Source organism: Citrobacter youngae (assembly GCF_003818115.1).
Lineage (GTDB): Bacteria > Pseudomonadota > Gammaproteobacteria > Enterobacterales > Enterobacteriaceae > Citrobacter > Citrobacter youngae.
The window spans coordinates 30710-48895 of sequence record NZ_RPOI01000002.1 but is presented as its reverse complement, the minus strand read 5'-3'; the positions used below and the strand labels follow the sequence as shown (position 1 = coordinate 48895).

Sequence of the window (18186 nt, the reverse complement as noted above, 5' to 3'; positions counted from 1 at the left end):
GTTGCGGTTGGAGTAAACTACCTGGTGACTATTGTATATTCAGAACAACAAAAAGGAGTCGGGATGAACGCACAATCCCAGGCCAAATCACCAGAGACCCTGCGCGCGATGGTTGCCGGGACGCTGGCGAATTTTCAGCATTCAACCCTGAAGCATAATCTGACGACGCTTAAAGCGTTGCATCACGTCGCCTGGATGGATGACACGTTGCACGTTGAGCTGGTCATGCCGTTTGTCTGGCATAGCGCGTTTGAGGACTTAAAAGAGCAATGTAGCGCCGATCTGCTGCGCATTACCGGTGCGAAAGCCATTGACTGGAAGCTGTCGCATAACATCGCGACGCTGAAGCGTGTGAAAAACCAGCCGGGCATAAATGGTGTAAAAAACATCATCGCCGTCAGTTCGGGTAAAGGCGGTGTGGGTAAATCCTCTACCGCCGTGAACCTGGCGCTGGCGCTGGCTGCGGAAGGAGCGAAGGTAGGTATTCTGGACGCCGATATTTATGGCCCGTCTATCCCGACAATGCTCGGCGCGGAAAACCAGCGTCCAACCTCGCCAGACGGCACTCATATGGCGCCGATCATGTCTCACGGTCTGGCGACGAACTCCATTGGTTATCTGGTCACTGACGATAACGCGATGGTGTGGCGCGGCCCGATGGCCAGTAAAGCGCTGCTGCAGATGCTGCAGGAAACCTTATGGCCAGATCTGGATTACCTGGTACTGGATATGCCGCCGGGTACGGGTGACATCCAGTTGACGCTGGCGCAGAACATTCCGGTAACGGGTGCTGTTGTGGTAACTACGCCGCAGGACATTGCGCTGATCGATGCGAAAAAAGGCATCGTGATGTTCGAAAAGGTGGAAGTACCAGTGCTGGGTATTGTTGAAAATATGAGCATGCATATTTGCAGCAACTGCGGTCATCATGAACCGATTTTCGGCACGGGTGGCGCGCAGAAACTGGCCGAGCAGTATCATACCCAACTGCTGGGACAAATGCCGCTGCATATTTCCTTGCGTGAAGATCTCGACCGCGGTATGCCGACGGTTATCAGTCGTCCCGACAGTGAATTCACCGCGATTTACCGCAGCCTGGCAGGGCGTGTTGCTGCCCAGCTTTACTGGCAGGGAGAAGTTATCCCTGGTGAGATCGCCTTCCGCGCCGTGTAATTAACAGTGTTACAAATATTCACCACATCAATAATATATTGATGTGGTGAATATATTGAGCTAAAAAGTCCACGATATATTTCATCCTGCCTTAATAAACCATGTCTTTTTCTGAATGAACGTCCTCAATGCATCATTGTAATTGATCAAATTGATCTCATTAATCTATAATTTCCATTGGATTGAACAGCGCGTTTCACCCGTATTACGCTGACAGGCCATCTGCATGTTATTTGATGTTAACCACAGAGGTGACGATAAAAATGAAAATTAGCTCGCTGATGGGAACTATAATTCTGACTTATGGAATAAGTGCATCTGCGTTTGCATCCGATACCGCGACCTTAACAATCAGTGGACGAGTAACCGAACCAACCTGTAGTACCGATGTTGTGAATAACGACGTGCAACAGCGGTGTGGTAAGACGTTCCATTTTTCAACTGTTAACAATGTCGCTTCTTCACCTGCACGTGGGGTGGTGACGGAAATGGTTACAGTCCCTGGCGATACCACGCGACAGATCGTACTCAATCGCTACGATTAAAAAGAACGCCTTTATTAACCATATATCATTTTAATGAATGATATATGGTTTTCTATGCATAAAATAAATTTCTCCAGGCAGTTAATCGCATAAATTTATTAATTCTGAAAATAATACAAATCCTGATTTATTTGTTGCATGTATATTGCGATTTGTAACTTGTTTTAAATCAATAAAACAACGTGTTTACATTGCGGCAACGTTTCACCTGTGAGAATTTAATTTCAAGAGATAACCCCTCTTAACAAATCGAAATTAATTCATTAAGGAAGATATTATGAAACGTTCAATTATTTCTGCTGCTGTCTTGTCTGCTGTATTTATGAGCGCTGGGGTTTTTGCTGCTGATGAAGTAGGTACATTAACTATTAATGGTCATGTGGATAATAGCTCTTGCTATTTTAAAGATAAAAATAATAATAGCATAATTGAGTTACCCACTATTGATGCTTCCCGCTTTGCTAATTTGAGTACTGGGGATACAGTTGGTGATGTAAAACATGATAGCTCAACGCCGATGATTATTGTCTGTCCAGCTAATACAACTTTAAAAACAGTCAGAATTACTGGTGCAAATTTTACCTCTGGTGTACTTAATAAAACCTCGGGTGATGCTGAAGGAGTCGGTTTTAACTTAACGCTAGGCAGTAAGCAGATTACTGACGTTGAGGAAAGCGACCTTTCAGGAGAACTGACTCCAAAAACAACAAGTGATGGAGTTGAGTATACTTTAGATTTTGGCGCTAAATATGCTCGCCTTGATACTGGTGTTCCGGTAACTGCAGGGGATTTATCATCAGTTTTAACTATTTCTGTTTCTGCTGACTAACCTTTCATGCCGGTGGATTCACCGGCGATACCTTTAGAAGGACGAACGCGAAATGAAATGGATTCTAATTGCTTTTTTGATCGCATCTACGCAATCCGTCCATGCTGGTATTGTGATTTATGGTACTCGTATTATCTACCCGGCGGAAAAAAATGAAGTCCTGGTGCAACTGATGAATCAGGGAGAACGGTCTTCACTGGTGCAATCATGGATTGATGACGGTGACACATTGTTACCACCAGAAAAAATCCAGGTGCCATTTTTATTGACCCCGCCAGTGGTAAAGGTTGCAGGCGATTCAGGCCAGCAGTTGAAAATTAAAAAAATGCCGAATACGCTGCCTAACGATAAAGAGAGTTTATTTTTTCTTAATGTACTGGATATTCCACCGAATAATCCTGATAGCGCCGGAAAAAATGTACTCAAATTCGCCATGCAGAATCGAATTAAACTTTTTTATCGGCCAAAAGGTATTGCCGCCGTTAATAAAAATACTTTCCATAAACTGGCGTTAACACGCAGTGGTAATAGTTATTCTATCAGAAATGATGCTGCTAACTGGGTTACGGTGACAGAAGTTAAAGCTAATAATGTCAAAATCAACAATGAAAGTATTATGCTTGCTCCGCTCTCCAGTGCGAATGTGGCATTGAAAAATACTAATGCCAATCAGTATAAAATGACCATTATTGACGATCACGGCAATTATATTAGTGATAACGTCAGCCTAAAATAACAGGAGCTGGTTATGTTAAGGATGACTCCGCTTGCTTCGGCAATACTGCTGTTGTTGGTTGGCATTGACGCCCAGGCCGCAGAAGATACGTTTGACACCCACTTTATGATGGGCGGTATGAAAGGCGAAAAAGTCTCAAATTTTCGCCTCGATGATAACCAACCACTGCCAGGCCAATATGATATTGATATCTACGTCAATAAGCAGTGGCGTGGTAAGTATGAAATAACCGTTAAGGATAATCCGGATGACACCTGTTTATCCCGTGACGCATTCACGCGTCTGGGGATAAATACACAAGCATTGGACCAGCAGTATGAATGCCCAACCCTAAAGCAGGCGGTACAGGGAGGCAGTTACGCCTGGAATATCGGCACGTTTCGTCTTGATCTCAGCGTACCGCAGGCGTATGTCGATGAGCTTGAGAATGGCTATGTTCCTCCGGAAAACTGGGATCGTGGCATCAATGCCTTCTATACCTCGTACTATGCCAGCCAGTATTACAGCGACTATAAGGATTCTGGTAACAGTAAAAGTACCTATGCACGCTTTACCAGTGGGTTAAATCTGCTGGGCTGGCAGTTGCATTCCGATGCCAGCTATAACAAAACCGATGACAGCAACGGGGAGTGGAAAAGTAATACCCTGTATCTGGAACGTGGCATCCCGCAAATTCTGGGCACTCTGCGTGCCGGGGATATGTATACCTCATCAGATATTTTTGACGCGGTACGTTTTCGGGGCGTGCGGCTGTATCGCGATATGCAGATGCTGCCAAACTCAAAGCAGAATTTTACGCCGCTGGTTCAGGGGATTGCGCAAAGCAACGCGCTGGTTACCATCGAACAAAACGGTTTTGTGGTTTACCAGAAAGAGGTTCCGCCTGGCCCGTTCTCCATTGCTGATTTGCAGCTGGCTGGAGGGGGAGCGGATCTTGACGTCAGTATCAAAGAGGCTGACGGCTCGGTAACAACCTATCTGGTACCGTACGCTGCGGTGCCCAATATGCTGCAGCCGGGGGTCTCAAAATATGATTTTGCCGCTGGACGTAGCCATATCGAAGGCGCCAGCAACCAGACCGATTTTGCGCAGATGAGCTACCAATACGGGCTGAATAATCTGTTAACGCTGTATGGCGGCACCATGCTGGCAGATAACTACAATGCGTTTACGCTTGGAACCGGCTGGAATACACGTATCGGCGCGATTTCCGTCGATGCGACACAATCGCACAGCAAACAGGATAATGGTGATGTGTTTGACGGGCAGAGCTACCAGATTGCCTATAACAAATATTTGACGCAAACCGCCACCCGTTTTGGCCTGGCAGCTTATCGCTACTCATCACGGGATTATCGGACATTTAACGATCATGTCTGGGCAAACAATAAGAACAACTACCATCGCGATGAAAATGATGTGTACGACATCGCGGATTATTACCAGAATGATTTTGGTCGTAAAAACAGCTTTTCGGCTAACGTCAGCCAGTCTTTGCCGCAAGGTTGGGGCTCGTTTTCGCTCAGTACGCTGTGGCGCGATTACTGGGGACGGAGCGGTAACAGTAAAGATTATCAGGTGAGTTATTCCAATAGCTGGCAACGGATTAGCTATACCTTTTCCGCCAGCCAGACTTACGATGACGATCATCATGAAGATAAACGTTTTAACGTCTTTATCTCTATACCTTTCGATTGGGGAGATGATATTAGCGCTCCGCGCAGGCATTTATATGTGTCTAATTCCACGACCTTTGATGATGATGGCTTTGCGTCAAATAATACCGGACTTTCGGGCACCGCAGGCAGTCGCGATCAGTTTAACTATGGGGTGAATCTGAGCCATCAGCGGCAGGGTAGCGAAACAACAGCAGGCGGCAATCTGACATGGAATGCGCCCGTTGCGACGCTTAACGGCAGCTACAGTCAGTCGTCTAAATACACACAAACTGGCGGCAGTATTTCAGGTGGCCTTGTGGCCTGGTCTGGTGGCGTGAATTTAGCCAACAGACTGTCAGAAACGTTTGCCGTCATGCATGCGCCTGGTCTGGAAGGGGCGTATGTGAACGGGCAGAAATATCGCACCACTGACCACAATGGCGTGGTGGTTTACGACGGCTTAACGCCTTATCGCGAAAACCATCTGATGCTGGATGTGTCCAATACCAATAGTGAAACCGATCTGCAGGGGAACCGCCGCAACGTTGCGCCATATCGCGGTGCGGTAGTGCTGACAACATTTGATACTGACCAGCGTAAACCGTGGTATATCCGGGCGCAGCGCCCTGATGGTTTACCGCTGACGTTTGGTTACGAAGTAGAGGATATACATGGACACAATATCGGCGTGGTAGGCCAGGGAAGCCAGCTCTTTATTCGCACCAATGAAGTGCCATCGGTGATAAAAGTGGCGGTCGATAAACAACAGGGACTTTCATGCTCAATCACTTTCGGCAAAACGATTGATGAAAGTAAAGTTTATATTTGTCGGTGAGAGGCGGATATGAAATATTTGTTTTTTTTAATTGCATTAATTAGTTTTGGTGCAAGTAGTCATTGTTATATTTCTAATGGGGCTGAAACCTATGTGTCTGGCGATGAATTAAAGCTTAATAATATGAAAGGCAATGTTGTCAATATATCCAATTTTAAATTTACGCATAAGCCTATATGTAGAAATTTATTTGACATGGGGGGGGAAACTGTATTTAGTATAGAATTTCCTAGGGAAACCTATTATGTATACCATGCTGATGCTGGTGACATATATTTGAGGGCTACATTTTCTTCTGACCCTGCACATATCTTGTATGATAAAAAAAACTCTTTTACAGAGATGGATATAGGAAAAATAAACAAGGCAGAAATTACCTTAACTTTTGATGTTGTTTCAAAAGCTACTGGGGTAAGTCAAAATGCAAAAAATATAAATGAAGGCATCCAGATAGATTTTATTCCTGAGAAATGCTTTTCAACAGGATGTTTGTTCGGGCATGATAATACGAATCATTATTATCGTGTAACTTATATCCCACAAATCACGCAAATGACAAAAACTTGTAGATTTAATGATGGTGTACTTACTGCCCCAGCAGTTACGATATCAGATCTGAATAATAATGCTTCCAGGTATCTAAAGCTTGAACCTACATCAGGTAACGTATCTTTTATTTGCAATAAAGGATTGTCCTCTTATTCTTTTAAGTATCATTTTGAGTCGGAGAGTATTCAAGGTAATATCCTCAAGAATGAATATGAAAATGAATATGGAGGTGCTGGGGATGTTGGGTTTGAAATCTCACTAAATGGAAGTCAAGCAATTAATTTTAGTGCAGGGAATAGTTCCAGCTATGATCTTTTGAATTTTAAAGATGTAACTCCAGAAGAACAACGCGTTAACTTAAATCTATATGGGAGATATGTTGTATATGGACAAAATATTCGACCAGGTAAAGTACAAAGTAGAGTTAAAGTTGTTACGGAATACGAGTGATATTTAATTGACGCACCCTTTATATAGGGTGCGTGTTTTTTTACCGGTGATAAAAAATCTCGCCGTCGTAGGCTTTAATGATTTTACCGTCGGCATCATTGACCAGCACATACGCGCCGCCCATATAGGTCCAGTGGGTGCCTGGCGTCGGTGCGGGCAGGTTGCGCAGATTCCACTGCTTAATGGTGTATTCTTCGGTGAGATACAGTGGTGGAACCTTGTCACCGGGTTTGAAATGGGTGAAGTCAGCAATAAAGCTGCTCAGCTCATACTTATCGATACCGGTGGGGGCTGCTGTTGCGGCTGGCGCGGCCCAGACGACGCTGCTCGCAAGCAGAAGTGCGCCCAGCAACATTTTATTTTTCATACCCATCCTTTCTACCTCTTCGGGTCATCAAAATCAGTCGTGTATCATTTCTGGCTTACAGGATATCTGACAAGCACTATTTTGTGTGTACCCCAGTTATTTCGTAAAAAGTGTAAATGAAGTGCAGATATGTAGGCAATGTTGGCCTGCAATTTACAACATGGCGTGCAGACAGTATCCTGTTGCTGAAACCTGAATATCATATTTGTGTTTCAACGACTCGGGGTGCCCTTCCGCGTGAAGGCTGAGAAATACCCGTACCACCTGATCTGGATAATGCCAGCGTAGGGAAGTCTGACACTGCTCGTGTCCCTTCTTTCACGCGGGCAGGAGCTGAACCATGCAGCCTGACCTGCACAGCCGCGCACTTGCGGCCCACACCTTACACCAATTTAGAACGCTTTCCCCCCTCACTCACTGTATGACCAACGAGGTTGTGCAAAGCTTCACTGCCAATACGTTACTGGCACTTGGCGCATCGCCCGCGATGGTGATCGAACCTGAGGAAGCCAGCCAGTTTGCTGCTATTGCCCAGGCGCTGCTCATTAATGTTGGGACACTGACTCAGGCGCGGGCAACGGCAATGCGTGCCGCCGTTGAACAGGCGCAGCAGGCGAAAACCCCCTGGACGCTCGATCCCGTTGCCGTGGGCGCACTGGCGTTTCGTCGTCGCTTCTGTCTGGATTTACTGGCGCTACAGCCAGCGGCTATTCGCGGTAACGCCTCAGAAATCCTTGCGCTGGCGGGGATGAACGGAGTGGGGCGCGGTGTAGACACGACGGATACGCCAGCGGTAGCCCTTCCGGCAGCACAAACACTGGCACGCCAGGTTGGAACCATTGTCGTGGTGACCGGCGAAGTTGACTATGTTACCGATGGTCAGCGTACCGTCTGCGTGAACGGCGGTGACCCGTTGATGACGCGCGTAGTGGGCACCGGCTGTGCATTGTCAGCGGTAGTCGCAGCCAGTTGCGCCCTGGAGGGCGACCGGTTGAATAATGTTGCTTCTGCCTGTAGCTGGATGAAGCAAGCCGGACAACGCGCCACTGAACAATCGACGGGACCGGGAAGTTTTGTTCCGGCATTTCTCGACGCTCTCTATAACCTGAACGCCCAGGAGCAAGCATGAAACGGATTAACGCATTAACGATCGCCGGAACCGATCCAAGCGGTGGCGCGGGGATCCAGGCCGACTTAAAAACTTTTTCGGCACTCGGCGCTTATGGCTGCTCAGTAATCACGGCACTGGTGGCGCAAAATACGCGCGGGGTGCAGTCGGTGTATCGCATTGAACCTGACTTTGTTGCTGCACAGCTGGACTCGGTGTTCAGCGATGTGCGCATCGATACCACCAAAATCGGCATGCTGGCAGAAACCGATATTGTCGAAGCCGTTGCCGAACGTTTACAGCGTCATCGGGTACAAAACGTCGTACTGGATACGGTAATGTTGGCAAAAAGCGGCGATCCGCTGTTGTCTTCCTCTGCGGTTGAAACGCTGCGTACCCGTCTGTTACCGCAAGTGTCGATTATTACCCCTAATCTGCCGGAGGCGGCGGCGTTGCTCGGGGCATCGCATGCCCGAACGGAGCAGGAAATGTTAGAGCAGGGGCGCGCGTTGCGGGCGCTGGGCTGTGAGGCGGTATTAATGAAAGGGGGTCATCTTGATGATGAGCAAAGCCCTGACTGGCTGTTTACCCGCGATGGCGAACAGCGTTTCACCGCGCCAAGGGTGGTGACAAAAAATACGCACGGAACAGGGTGCACGTTGTCAGCAGCGCTGGCGGCACTGCGTCCACGCCATGTTAACTGGGCTGATACGGTACAGGAGGCTAAGTTGTGGCTCTCTGCGGCGCTGGCGCAGGCGGATACGCTGGAAGTGGGCGAGGGGATTGGTCCGGTGCATCATTTCCACGCGTGGTGGTGATGAGCAGAAATGGTATACTGGCTGCAGAAACGGCTGCCAGGAAAAAGATAAATGGAACAAGCGCATACCCAGCTTATCGCGCAACTGAATGAACGTATTTCAGCGGCGGACAACACGCCGCTGTATATGAAATTCGCTCAAACGGTTAAGAACGCCGTGCGCAGTGGGATCCTGGAGCATGGCAATATCCTGCCTGGCGAGCGCGACCTCAGCCAGTTGACCGGCGTTTCACGCATTACGGTGCGCAAAGCGATGCAGGCGCTGGAAGAAGAGGGGGTGGTGACGCGTGCGCGTGGCTACGGGACGCAAATCAATAACATCTTCGAGTATTCGCTCAAAGAAGCGCGCGGTTTTTCACAACAGGTGGTGTTGCGCGGTAAAAAGCCGGATACGCTGTGGGTGAATAAACGCGTGGTGCCCTGCCCGGAAGAGGTGGCTCAGCAGTTGGCCATTGCTGTCGGCAGTGAGGTCTTCTTGCTCAAGCGCATTCGCTATGTTGATGAAGATGCTGTGTCTATTGAAGAATCATGGGTACCCGCCCATCTTATCCATGACGTGGATGCCATTGGCGTTTCACTGTACGACTATTTCCGCAGCCAGCATATCTTTCCACAGCGCACACGCTCACGCGTTAGCGCGCGGATGCCGGACGCCGAGTTTCAGTCACATATCCAGATGGACAGCAAAGTGCCGGTACTGGTGATCAAGCAGGTAGCGCTTGATCAGCAGCAACGGCCTATTGAATACAGTATCAGTTACTGTCGAAGCGACCTATACGTCTTTGTGTGCGAGGAGTAACGCCTCGCGTGAGGGGGCGCAGTCACCACCGCGGTGACCCACCACCCAGGATGCTACTGCATTGCCAAGCAGGACGGCATCGCCCAGCGACCAGCCTGATGCCAGCCCAGCCAGCATGCCGCCGGCGTGGCTGTCACCTGCGCCAATGGTGTCAACGACCGCCGTTGCAAATGCCGGTACGCACCCAGATGTCTGTGCGCTGAAATACCATGCGCCGTCTTTATCGTGACGCACGACCACCGGTGCGGTGAAACGCTGCACCCATTCTGCGCCAAAACCTTCCACATCCTGACTCAATGCAAATCGCTCGGCAGCAATTTCCGCCTCCTGACGATTAAGTGACACCAGCGGACGGCAGGCCATAATTCGTACCAGTAAGGGCTCGGGAATGTCGCCGATGCGCGGGCCAAAATCGATAAACGGCGTCACCTCTTCCAGACCTTCCAGCCACTGCACCAGCAATTCACCGCACGGGGATGCTAGCTGATAACCCGAGAGATACACCAGGCTATGACGCGGGATATCCAGCTGTGCCAGCCAGGCGGCATTCCACTGATTCTCAACGCCGCTAAAGGACATAAATGTGCGTTCACCGTCTGGCTCTACCAATGCCAGACACCAGCCGTTATCACCTTCGGCATTATCGATCAGGCTGTGCAATCCTTCTTTCGCCATACGGTTGCGGATAATATCGGCCCACACGCCCTGACCCAGCGGTAACGCATTGCTGGCCTCGATACCTAAACGTTTAAGCGCCACGGCAATATTGAGCGCGCAGCCGCCAACGTTCACCCCTTGCTGCTTAAGCTCAATGTCACAGCCGCGCCAGGGAAGAGCATACGCATCGGCAATCACATCAATAACCGCCGCGCCGACTACCGTTACCGGTCGCTGGCTGTGCAACTGTGGGAGAAGCGTTTGCAGACGAGTAGCACTCATTGCGCCTCCCGTTGCTCACGCAGCTGCATTAATCCACTGGCGTAGCGGATAAAGTCCAGCTGATTTACCGCATCAAGCTCATGTTTCAATGCCGGATTAATCGCACTTACGCCGTGCAGCGCGCCACAAATGGCGGTTGCCATCGCCCCGATGGTGTCGGTATCGCCGCCGAGGTTCGCGCACAGAATGGCGCAGCGGTTGGGATCGGTCTGCGCCAGTTCGACCATCGCGATGGCGCAAGGTACGGATTCAATCGTACTGGTTCCAGCCCCCACCACCTGATACAGCTGCTCACTGGCAGACTCAAAGCCGTCGGCATTACGGACGATTTTCAGCGCCAGTTCAAGGCGTGCACAGAGAGACGCGCTGAAGGTGGTAATCCGCTTTTGCTGGGCATGCCGGGCAATGGCGGGCAGTGCGTCGACAATCTCCGACCATTTACCGCCATCAATGGCGCGTGATACCGCCCACGCGACCACAACTGCGCCAGCAATAGCCAGATCCGATTTATGCGTTGGACTGGAAGCTAATGCTACGTCGTCGATAAAGGCATCGAGATCGCGCGCGGGCAGCAGACATCCCAACGGCGACACGCGCATAGCCGCCCCATTGGTGACACCGTTGTTTTCCAGTTCGGCGACGGGTTTGCCGTCGCGAATGGCGTTTAGCGCAATTTTTGAGGTCGGACCCAGCACGTTTTTATTAAAGGCATCAAAGCGCTCTGCCCAGGCCAGAATATTGCGACCAATAACGTCGGGTACAATTTCTCCGTCGCACTCGAGCAGGGCATCTGCCAGACACAGCGCCATGGAGGTGTCATCAGTGAACTCCGCCTGGCTGAAATAGCAGGCGGCATTATTCTCCGCCGGACCGGGCAAAAAACGGTCGATCCAACCGAAGTGAGCTTTTACCCGGGTTCGTGGCCACAGTTCCGACGGCATACCCATCGCATCCCCTAACGCCTGCCCATAAAGAGCACCGAGAATACGTTCTGCTTTCATTTAATTTCCCCTTGTTGCAATACGATATCGCGGTCGTCCACCTTAATGGCGGTGATTTCTTTGTCTGACTCGCGAAAGAAAATCATAAACAGCACGGCGATAACGGCGATCATGATCGCGCCAAATCCCCACATGCCAGCCCAGTTAAAGGTGAGGCCATTCACCGGCTCTTTATAAGCAAACATTTTTTCCATCATCACCCCACCCAGGCGGTAGCCGAGCAGGCTGCCGAATCCCTGACAGCAGAGAGTGATTAACCCCTGCGCAGCGGTACGCATGTGCACTGGCGCTTTTTTATCGACATAGATGTAGGCCGTAACGTAGTAGAAGTCGTAGCTAACGCCATGTAGCAGAATGCCGAGAAATAGCAGGGCGTAGGTGAAATATTCTTCCGCGCCGCCGTAAACAAAAAATCCGTAGCGGATCGCGGCAGTGATAAGACCAAGCAACAGTACCTTTTTAATGCCAAAGCGTTTGGTGAAGAACGGCAGTGCCAGCATGAAGAAAATTTCAGAGAACTGGCCCAGCGTCATCCAGCCGGTCGCATTTTTCATCCCAACGTCTGTCAGGTAGCCGTTGGCGAAGATGTAGTAAAACGCCAGCGGCATGGCAAACAGAAAAGAGCAGAAGAAAAAGACCAGGAAGTTCTTATCACGCAGCAGGATCAGCGCATCCAGACCCAGCATGACTTTGAAATCCATCTTGCCGGTACTTTTCGGTGGTGTATCCGGTAAAAAGAAAGCGAAGATACCCAGTAACGCGGAACTCGCGGCCGTAATGAGCAGCGGAATGTTGGTCGGTGAAATGTCGTTATAGCCGAGCATTTGCGGTAAGAACCCGCAAGCCAGGCCGGAAGCAATCCAGCCGATCGTGCCCATTACGCGAATGCGCGGAAAATCACGTTCTACATCCGGGACGTTGGCGAAGGCGATACTGTTGGTTAGTGCAATCGTCGGCATATAGGTGAGTGAATACGCCAGCAATAGCGGAAAGAATCCGCCGAACGTCGTCTGCTGCGCTGCAAAATACATCAAAATCGCGCCGACAAACATCAGCACTGCCAGTACTTTTTGCGCAGAGAAAAAGCGGTCAGTGATCGAACCGACGAAGATCGGTGAGAGGATCGCGGCAATGGCGGTACAGGCATAAGACCAGCCAATTTCACCAGCAGTAAAGCCGCTTTTACTCAGCCAGAGCCAAAGCGGCACAAACCAGGCGCCCCAGATAAACCACTCCACAAACATCATGAACGACAGCTTAACTGTAGTTTTCATCTTTAAATCCTTCATGACAGGTAAGGTACGTCTGGATAGTACCACTTAATAATACCTTTTAAATACCTTTATGGTCTAAATTTGACCGTTGTATCATTTTTTGATGCCTGAATCGAGCCAGCGGAAATCGCTGAAAAGTGCGCTAAAGATGGAAAAAATGCGCAGTCAGTACCAGGCTTATTGCTGCCCGCCATCAGGCGGGTCAGGACAATCCACTTCCGAGATCAAATCGGAACTTACGGGAGCATAGCTATGACTGATATTGCGCAGTTGCTTGGCAAAGATGCCGACAACCTTTTACAGCATCGTTGTATGACCATTCCTTCTGACCAACTTTACCTGCCAGGACATGATTACGTCGACCGCGTGATGGTTGACAATAACCGTCCCCCCGCCGTGCTGCGTAATATGCAGACGCTGTACAACACCGGACGGCTCGCCGGGACCGGTTATTTGTCGATTCTGCCTGTAGACCAGGGTGTGGAACATTCTGCTGGGGCATCGTTTGCCGCAAACCCGCTGTATTTTGATCCGAAAAATATTGTTGAGCTGGCGATTGAAGCGGGCTGCAACTGCGTCGCGTCAACCTATGGCGTGCTGGCGTCTGTTTCCCGCCGTTATGCGCATCGCATTCCATTCCTGGTGAAAATTAACCATAACGAAACGCTTAGCTACCCGAATACCTTTGACCAGACGCTGTATGCCAGCGTGGAGCAAGCGTTCAATATGGGCGCGGTCGCGGTGGGGGCAACCATTTATTTTGGTTCAGAGGAGTCGCGCCGCCAGATTGAAGAGATCTCTGCAGCCTTTGAGCGCGCCCATGAGCTGGGCATGGTGACGGTACTGTGGGCCTATTTGCGCAACTCTGCGTTTAAGAAAGACGGTGTGGATTATCATGTTTCGGCTGATTTGACCGGGCAGGCAAACCATCTGGCGGCAACTATCGGCGCGGATATCGTTAAACAGAAAATGGCGGAGAATAACGGCGGGTATAAAGCGGTTAACTTCGGCTATACCGACGATCGTGTCTATAGCAAGCTGACCAGTGATAACCCGATTGACCTGGTGCGTTATCAACTGGCGAACTGCTATATGGGACGCGCCGGACTCATTAACTCCGGTGGTGCGGCCGGCGGAGAAACCGATCTCAGCGATGCGGTACGTACCGCGGTGATTAACAAGCGTGCCGGTGGCATGGGGTTAATTCTTGGACGTAAAGCGTTCAAGAAAACCATGGCTGACGGCGTGAAGCTGATTAATGCCGTCCAGGATGTTTATCTGGATAACAAAGTCACGATTGCCTGATGTCAGTAGAGTGCCGTCGGATTAGCGCAATAATGGGCAACCCGGCGGTAGCCTGCAGCGCAGGGCTGCAGGCAGGATTTCAACATGAAACTCTTGCCCGCTGAGCGGTTCTCCATCCAGATTGAAGGTAATTTCATGTGGCGCACGGATATCAAACCATGATGATGTGCCATCAATGATATTCGGATTGTCTTCGGACTGAGTTATCGCCGATAGCAGTGCCGGAATCAGCTCCTCACCGGTAAAGATTCGCAGTTGCAGCAGGCCGTCATTAATGAGCGCTGTCGGGCAAAGTTGCTGTCCACCACCGGCCTGACGCCCATTGCCAATACCAATCACCAGCGCGTCCCCCTGCCAGTGAAAGTTTTCGCCGCGAATTTCGCAACTGTCTGGCTTCAGCGTATCCATGCGCATTAACCCGTGAATAAAGTACGACACACCGCCAAGGGCGGCTTTGAGTTTCTCCGGTGTTTCGGTAGTGATCCGAGTACCGAACCCTCCTGTCGCCATATTGATAAAGCAGGTTTTATCGTTGACCTGCACCATATCAATCTCTACCGAATTCCCGGCAATGGCCAGCTTTAATGCCTTGTCCAGCGCTTCAGGAATGCCAACGCTGGTAGCAAAATCATTTGCCGTTCCCAATGGCAAAATCCCGAGCGCCGGAACATTCTCCCCCTGACAGTGGATCAGCGCAGTGGATACTTCGTTGATGGTACCGTCACCACCGCCGGCAATCACCGTTGCTACGCCCAACCGGAGCGCTTCATCAACGTAACGTTGTGCATCGCCTTTTTCCCAGGTCACGCGAACATGGATTTCGACACTCTCATTGCGCAGTTGAGCGATAGCGTCACGCAGGGGAAGGTTATCAGCACTTTTTCCATTCAGGATCAGTAAGCTGGCCGGGAATGCTATCATCCTGTTGCCTCACTTTTATCGTTTTAACTAGTGTATGTCAGGAATGCATATATGGCGTAGGAACTGACTGAAAGCGAAGATCCATCGACGGGTTCTGAGGGCGGTTGATAGTCTGTATGGGACAGAGGCGAAAAAAAGCCCGTACATGCGTACGAGCTCTTTCTCGAATATGGCGGTGAGGCGGGGATTCGAACCCCGGATACGTTGCCGTATACACACTTTCCAGGCGTGCTCCTTCAGCCACTCGGACACCTCACCATATTGTTGTTCCTGTACTGCTGGAACGGGCGCTAATGTAGGGGAAATACCGCCCCGGCGTCAATCTACTTTTTCAAAAAAACGTGCATTTACACAAACTTCAAGCAACATGGGGCTTAAATGAGCGGGAATTGTTTTTTTTGCCAGCACTCTGAAATTTGCTAATCTGATGTTCCCTCGGAAAATGATGATAATAAGTGCGAGAATGTTCCGCATAACAATGTTCAGGAGACAATATGGAAATAATTTTCTATCACCCTACATTTGATACGGCCTGGTGGGTAAAGGCGCTGACGAAAGCCATCCCTGGCGCTAACGTTCGCGAGTGGAAAGCGGGTGATAATGCCCATGCCGACTATGCGCTGGTCTGGCATCCTCCGGTTGAAATGCTGGCAGGGCGAAAGTTAAAAGCTGTCTTTGCATTGGGAGCCGGAGTGGACTCCATCCTCAGTAAGCTTAAAGCACACCCGGAGATGCTGGATACCTCGATTCCACTTTTCCGTCTGGAAGATACCGGTATGGGTCTGCAAATGCAGGAGTATGCGGTGAGTCAGGTGTTGCACTGGTTCCGCCGCTTTGATGACTATCAGGCATTAAAATCCCAGGCGAAGTGGCAGCCGTTGCAAGAGTATACCCGTGATGAATTTACCATCAGCATCATGGGGGCCGGTGTATTAGGGGCTAAAGTGGCAGAGAGCCTGCAGGCATGGGGGTTCCCACTGCGTTGTTGGAGCCGTACCCGTAAATCCTGGCCTGGTGTGGAAAGTTTTGCGGGCACCGAAGAATTGAGTGCATTTTTAAGCCAGACGCGTGTGCTGATTAATCTTCTGCCCAATACGGCAGAAACGGTAGGCATTATTAATGCCGGACTGTTGAATCAATTACAGGATGGAGCCTATGTGTTGAACCTGGCGCGTGGTGTTCATCTCAATGAAGACGATCTTCTGGCATCGTTGGATAGCGGAAAACTGAAAGGTGCGATGCTGGATGTCTATAGCCGAGAACCGCTACCGGAAGACAACCCATTGTGGAAACACCCGCGTGTGGCGATGACGCCGCACATTGCTGCGGTAACGCGCCCAGCGGAAGCGGTGGATTATATTTCTCGTACAATCCTGAGCCTGGAAAGTGGAAAAGCGGTTACCGGTCAGGTCGATCGCGTTCGGGGTTACTGATATCAATGTCAACCCGGCCAGCGCCGGGTTTCGACTAAATACAACCCGAATTATTTAGGGTATTAATGGCGGCGATACCTGCTATCCTTGACGGAAAACGACTACAGGAGAGAGTTATGTATCCCGTTGACCTGCATATGCATACCGTTGCCAGCACCCATGCCTACAGCACCTTAAGTGATTACATCGCTGAAGCTCATCGCAAAGGCATCAAGCTATTTGCCATTACCGATCATGGACCGGACATGGCGGATGCGCCTCATCACTGGCATTTTATTAACATGCGTATTTGGCCGCGTGTTGTAGATGGCGTAGGGATCCTGCGCGGCATTGAGGCGAATATTAAGAATATTGAAGGTGAAATTGACTGCTCAGGGCCGATGTTTGACTCACTCGATCTGATTATTGCAGGCTTCCATGAGCCGGTTTTTGCACCTCACGATAAAGACACGAATACCCAGGCGATGATCGCCACGATGGCGAGCGGCAATGTGCATATTATCAGCCATCCAGGAAATCCAAAGTATCCCGTTGATATCACCGCAATTGCACAGGCGGCGGCAAAATATCAGGTCGCGCTGGAAATCAATAATTCCTCGTTTTTGCATTCGCGTAAGGGCAGTGAAGATAACTGTCGCGCTGTGGCTGCGGCAGTACGTGATGCAGGTGGCTGGGTGGCCCTGGGTTCAGATTCCCATACCGCATTCACGTTGGGAGAGTTCGGTGAATGCCGTAAGATTCTGGATGATGTGGGCTTCCCGGAAGACCGAATTCTGAACGTTTCACCAAAACGCTTGCTGTCGTTTCTGGAATCGCGGGGCATGGAGCCTATCGCGGAATTTGCTGAACTTTAATTGTTACTAACTGGAATATATCAATGAACGAGTTTTCTATCCTGTGCCGTGTACTGGGCTCGCTGTTTTACCGCCAACCGCAGGACCCTTTACTGGTTCCCCTGTTTACCTTGATTAGCGAAGGTAAACTGTCTGCTAACTGGCCACTGGAACAGGATGAGCTGTTGGCCCGTTTGCAGAAAAGCTGTGATATGCCCCAGCTTGCTGCAGATTACAACGCGCTGTTTGTCGGGAAAGAGTGTTCAGTGCCGCCTTATCGTAGCGCCTGGGTAGAAGGGGCGAAGGAAGCGGATGTTCGTGCATTCCTGTCTGCGCGTGGAATGCCGCTGGCGGATACACCTGCCGATCATATTGGTACCTTGTTGCTGGCGGCATCCTGGCTTGAAGACCAGTCCGCAGAAGATGAGAGTGAAGCACTGGAAACCTTGTTTGTTGACTACCTGCTTCCCTGGTGCGACACGTTCCTTGGTAAAGTTGAGGCGCATGCGAATACCGCTTTCTGGCGAACTATGGCGCCACTGACGCGCGATGCAATTAGTGCAATGTGGGATGAATTACAGGAAGATACAGACGAATAAATGTGATTTAAGTCA

Annotated in this window: 18 protein-coding genes, 1 tRNA gene and 1 riboswitch; of the genes, 13 read left to right on the top strand and 6 right to left on the bottom strand. The window is 50.0% G+C overall.

Translation table 11 applies throughout. The annotated features are described in order from the left end of the window. The first annotated feature begins 63 nt into the window (after positions 1 to 63). The 6 genes from apbC to EHN13_RS00700 all read left to right on the top strand — a co-directional run bounded on the left by apbC (position 64) and on the right by EHN13_RS00700 (position 6775). On the top strand, positions 64 to 1173 hold the full coding sequence (apbC, locus tag EHN13_RS00725; RefSeq protein ID WP_048211189.1) for an iron-sulfur cluster carrier protein ApbC: 1110 nt from the start codon (positions 64 to 66) through the stop codon (positions 1171 to 1173). A gap of 263 nt (positions 1174 to 1436) precedes the next feature. Beyond that, positions 1437 to 1718: a DUF2574 family protein gene (locus EHN13_RS00720; RefSeq protein WP_071887363.1), complete on the top strand. Its 282-nt coding sequence runs from the start codon at positions 1437 to 1439 to the stop codon at positions 1716 to 1718. Positions 1719 to 1995: 277 nt separating this feature from the next. Further along, positions 1996 to 2547, top strand: coding sequence for a fimbrial protein (locus tag EHN13_RS00715; RefSeq protein ID WP_115643174.1), 552 nt, complete (start codon positions 1996 to 1998; stop codon positions 2545 to 2547). Positions 2548 to 2599: 52 nt separating this feature from the next. Continuing rightward, the gene (locus EHN13_RS00710) at positions 2600 to 3283 is read left to right on the top strand and encodes a fimbria/pilus periplasmic chaperone (RefSeq protein WP_124020720.1); all 684 of its coding nucleotides are present in this window, start codon (positions 2600 to 2602) and stop codon (positions 3281 to 3283) included. A 12-nt stretch (positions 3284 to 3295) separates the two neighbouring features. Then, positions 3296 to 5776 (top strand): fimbrial biogenesis outer membrane usher protein, encoded by a 2481-nt coding sequence (locus EHN13_RS00705; RefSeq protein WP_124020719.1) that lies wholly within the window; start codon positions 3296 to 3298, stop codon positions 5774 to 5776. 9 nt (positions 5777 to 5785) lie between these two features. Further along, positions 5786 to 6775, top strand: a complete 990-nt coding sequence (locus EHN13_RS00700) for a fimbrial protein (protein WP_124020718.1) — start codon at positions 5786 to 5788, stop codon at positions 6773 to 6775. Between the two features lie 40 nt (positions 6776 to 6815). Here EHN13_RS00700 and EHN13_RS00695 read toward each other — a convergent pair whose 3' ends face one another. Beyond that, the gene (locus EHN13_RS00695) at positions 6816 to 7148 is read right to left on the bottom strand and encodes an RcnB family protein (RefSeq protein ID WP_086523387.1); all 333 of its coding nucleotides are present in this window, start codon (positions 7146 to 7148) and stop codon (positions 6816 to 6818) included. Between the two features lie 205 nt (positions 7149 to 7353). Next, positions 7354 to 7450: riboswitch (TPP riboswitch) on the top strand. A gap of 32 nt (positions 7451 to 7482) precedes the next feature. On the opposite strand from EHN13_RS00695, the gene thiM reads away from it, so the two are divergent. Genes thiM through EHN13_RS00680 form a run of 3 tightly spaced genes read left to right on the top strand, consistent with a single transcriptional unit; the run spans position 7483 to position 9866 of the window. Next, positions 7483 to 8271, top strand: a complete 789-nt coding sequence (thiM, locus tag EHN13_RS00690) for a hydroxyethylthiazole kinase (protein ID WP_101742044.1) — start codon at positions 7483 to 7485, stop codon at positions 8269 to 8271. Then, on the top strand, positions 8268 to 9068 hold the full coding sequence (gene thiD / locus EHN13_RS00685; RefSeq protein WP_048211195.1) for a bifunctional hydroxymethylpyrimidine kinase/phosphomethylpyrimidine kinase: 801 nt from the start codon (positions 8268 to 8270) through the stop codon (positions 9066 to 9068). Before thiM ends, thiD begins: the two co-directional genes overlap by 4 nt. Positions 9069 to 9119: 51 nt before the next feature. Continuing rightward, entirely contained in the window at positions 9120 to 9866 is a 747-nt protein-coding gene (locus tag EHN13_RS00680) for a GntR family transcriptional regulator (RefSeq protein WP_005129153.1), read from the top strand. On the opposite strand, the gene EHN13_RS00675 is transcribed toward EHN13_RS00680, so the two are convergent. The 3 genes from EHN13_RS00675 to EHN13_RS00665 are packed head-to-tail and all read right to left on the bottom strand — an operon-like array spanning position 9840 to position 13080. Beyond that, positions 9840 to 10805: a PfkB family carbohydrate kinase gene (locus EHN13_RS00675; protein WP_115643177.1), complete on the bottom strand. Its 966-nt coding sequence runs from the start codon at positions 10803 to 10805 to the stop codon at positions 9840 to 9842. The two genes, EHN13_RS00680 and EHN13_RS00675, sit on opposite strands and share 27 nt — an antisense overlap. Further along, the gene (locus EHN13_RS00670; RefSeq protein WP_124020717.1) at positions 10802 to 11806 is read right to left on the bottom strand and encodes an ADP-ribosylglycohydrolase family protein; all 1005 of its coding nucleotides are present in this window, start codon (positions 11804 to 11806) and stop codon (positions 10802 to 10804) included. The genes EHN13_RS00675 and EHN13_RS00670 overlap by 4 nt, the downstream gene beginning before the upstream one ends. Further along, a complete protein-coding gene (locus EHN13_RS00665) occupies positions 11803 to 13080 on the bottom strand; it encodes a nucleoside permease (protein ID WP_124020716.1) in 1278 nt (425 codons plus the stop codon). The genes EHN13_RS00670 and EHN13_RS00665 overlap by 4 nt, the downstream gene beginning before the upstream one ends. 252 nt (positions 13081 to 13332) lie before the next feature. Between EHN13_RS00665 and fbaB the strand changes: the two genes are divergently transcribed. Beyond that, the gene (fbaB, locus tag EHN13_RS00660) at positions 13333 to 14385 is read left to right on the top strand and encodes a class I fructose-bisphosphate aldolase (RefSeq protein ID WP_005129139.1); all 1053 of its coding nucleotides are present in this window, start codon (positions 13333 to 13335) and stop codon (positions 14383 to 14385) included. A 21-nt stretch (positions 14386 to 14406) separates the two neighbouring features. On the opposite strand, the gene yegS is transcribed toward fbaB, so the two are convergent. Both yegS and EHN13_RS00650 read right to left on the bottom strand, forming a co-directional pair. After that, entirely contained in the window at positions 14407 to 15306 is a 900-nt protein-coding gene (gene yegS / locus EHN13_RS00655) for a lipid kinase YegS (protein WP_124020715.1), read from the bottom strand. A gap of 170 nt (positions 15307 to 15476) precedes the next feature. Beyond that, a tRNA-Ser gene (locus EHN13_RS00650) sits at positions 15477 to 15564 on the bottom strand. A 236-nt stretch (positions 15565 to 15800) separates the two neighbouring features. Here EHN13_RS00650 and ghrA point away from each other — a divergent pair. From ghrA to EHN13_RS00635, 3 genes are all read left to right on the top strand, one after another. Next, positions 15801 to 16739: a glyoxylate/hydroxypyruvate reductase GhrA gene (ghrA, locus tag EHN13_RS00645; RefSeq protein WP_124020714.1), complete on the top strand. Its 939-nt coding sequence runs from the start codon at positions 15801 to 15803 to the stop codon at positions 16737 to 16739. Positions 16740 to 16855: 116 nt separating this feature from the next. Continuing rightward, positions 16856 to 17593: a phosphatase gene (locus EHN13_RS00640; protein ID WP_048211201.1), complete on the top strand. Its 738-nt coding sequence runs from the start codon at positions 16856 to 16858 to the stop codon at positions 17591 to 17593. A gap of 23 nt (positions 17594 to 17616) precedes the next feature. Continuing rightward, positions 17617 to 18171 carry a TorD/DmsD family molecular chaperone gene (locus tag EHN13_RS00635; protein ID WP_005129133.1) on the top strand — a complete coding sequence of 185 codons (555 nt, stop codon included), beginning with the start codon at positions 17617 to 17619 and terminating at the stop codon, positions 18169 to 18171. Positions 18172 to 18186: the final 15 nt, after the last annotated feature.

Bases quoted from the DNA above. Each gene is read 5' to 3' on its own strand.
- EHN13_RS00695 (WP_086523387.1), bottom strand. From the start codon at position 7,148: ATGGGTATGAAAAATAAAATGTTGCTGGGCGCACTTCTGCTTGCGAGC.
- EHN13_RS00715 (WP_115643174.1), top strand. From the start codon at position 1,996: ATGAAACGTTCAATTATTTCTGCTGCTGTCTTGTCTGCTGTATTTATG.
- EHN13_RS00705 (WP_124020719.1), top strand. From the start codon at position 3,296: ATGTTAAGGATGACTCCGCTTGCTTCGGCAATACTGCTGTTGTTGGTT.
- EHN13_RS00680 (WP_005129153.1), top strand. From the start codon at position 9,120: ATGGAACAAGCGCATACCCAGCTTATCGCGCAACTGAATGAACGTATT.
- EHN13_RS00635 (WP_005129133.1), top strand. From the start codon at position 17,617: ATGAACGAGTTTTCTATCCTGTGCCGTGTACTGGGCTCGCTGTTTTAC.
- EHN13_RS00665 (WP_124020716.1), bottom strand. From the start codon at position 13,080: ATGAAAACTACAGTTAAGCTGTCGTTCATGATGTTTGTGGAGTGGTTT.
- EHN13_RS00670 (WP_124020717.1), bottom strand. From the start codon at position 11,806: ATGAAAGCAGAACGTATTCTCGGTGCTCTTTATGGGCAGGCGTTAGGG.
- thiD (WP_048211195.1), top strand. From the start codon at position 8,268: ATGAAACGGATTAACGCATTAACGATCGCCGGAACCGATCCAAGCGGT.
- fbaB (WP_005129139.1), top strand. From the start codon at position 13,333: ATGACTGATATTGCGCAGTTGCTTGGCAAAGATGCCGACAACCTTTTA.
- EHN13_RS00720 (WP_071887363.1), top strand. From the start codon at position 1,437: ATGAAAATTAGCTCGCTGATGGGAACTATAATTCTGACTTATGGAATA.
- apbC (WP_048211189.1), top strand. From the start codon at position 64: ATGAACGCACAATCCCAGGCCAAATCACCAGAGACCCTGCGCGCGATG.
- thiM (WP_101742044.1), top strand. From the start codon at position 7,483: ATGCAGCCTGACCTGCACAGCCGCGCACTTGCGGCCCACACCTTACAC.
- EHN13_RS00700 (WP_124020718.1), top strand. From the start codon at position 5,786: ATGAAATATTTGTTTTTTTTAATTGCATTAATTAGTTTTGGTGCAAGT.
- EHN13_RS00710 (WP_124020720.1), top strand. From the start codon at position 2,600: ATGAAATGGATTCTAATTGCTTTTTTGATCGCATCTACGCAATCCGTC.
- yegS (WP_124020715.1), bottom strand. From the start codon at position 15,306: ATGATAGCATTCCCGGCCAGCTTACTGATCCTGAATGGAAAAAGTGCT.
- EHN13_RS00675 (WP_115643177.1), bottom strand. From the start codon at position 10,805: ATGAGTGCTACTCGTCTGCAAACGCTTCTCCCACAGTTGCACAGCCAG.
- EHN13_RS00640 (WP_048211201.1), top strand. From the start codon at position 16,856: ATGTATCCCGTTGACCTGCATATGCATACCGTTGCCAGCACCCATGCC.
- ghrA (WP_124020714.1), top strand. From the start codon at position 15,801: ATGGAAATAATTTTCTATCACCCTACATTTGATACGGCCTGGTGGGTA.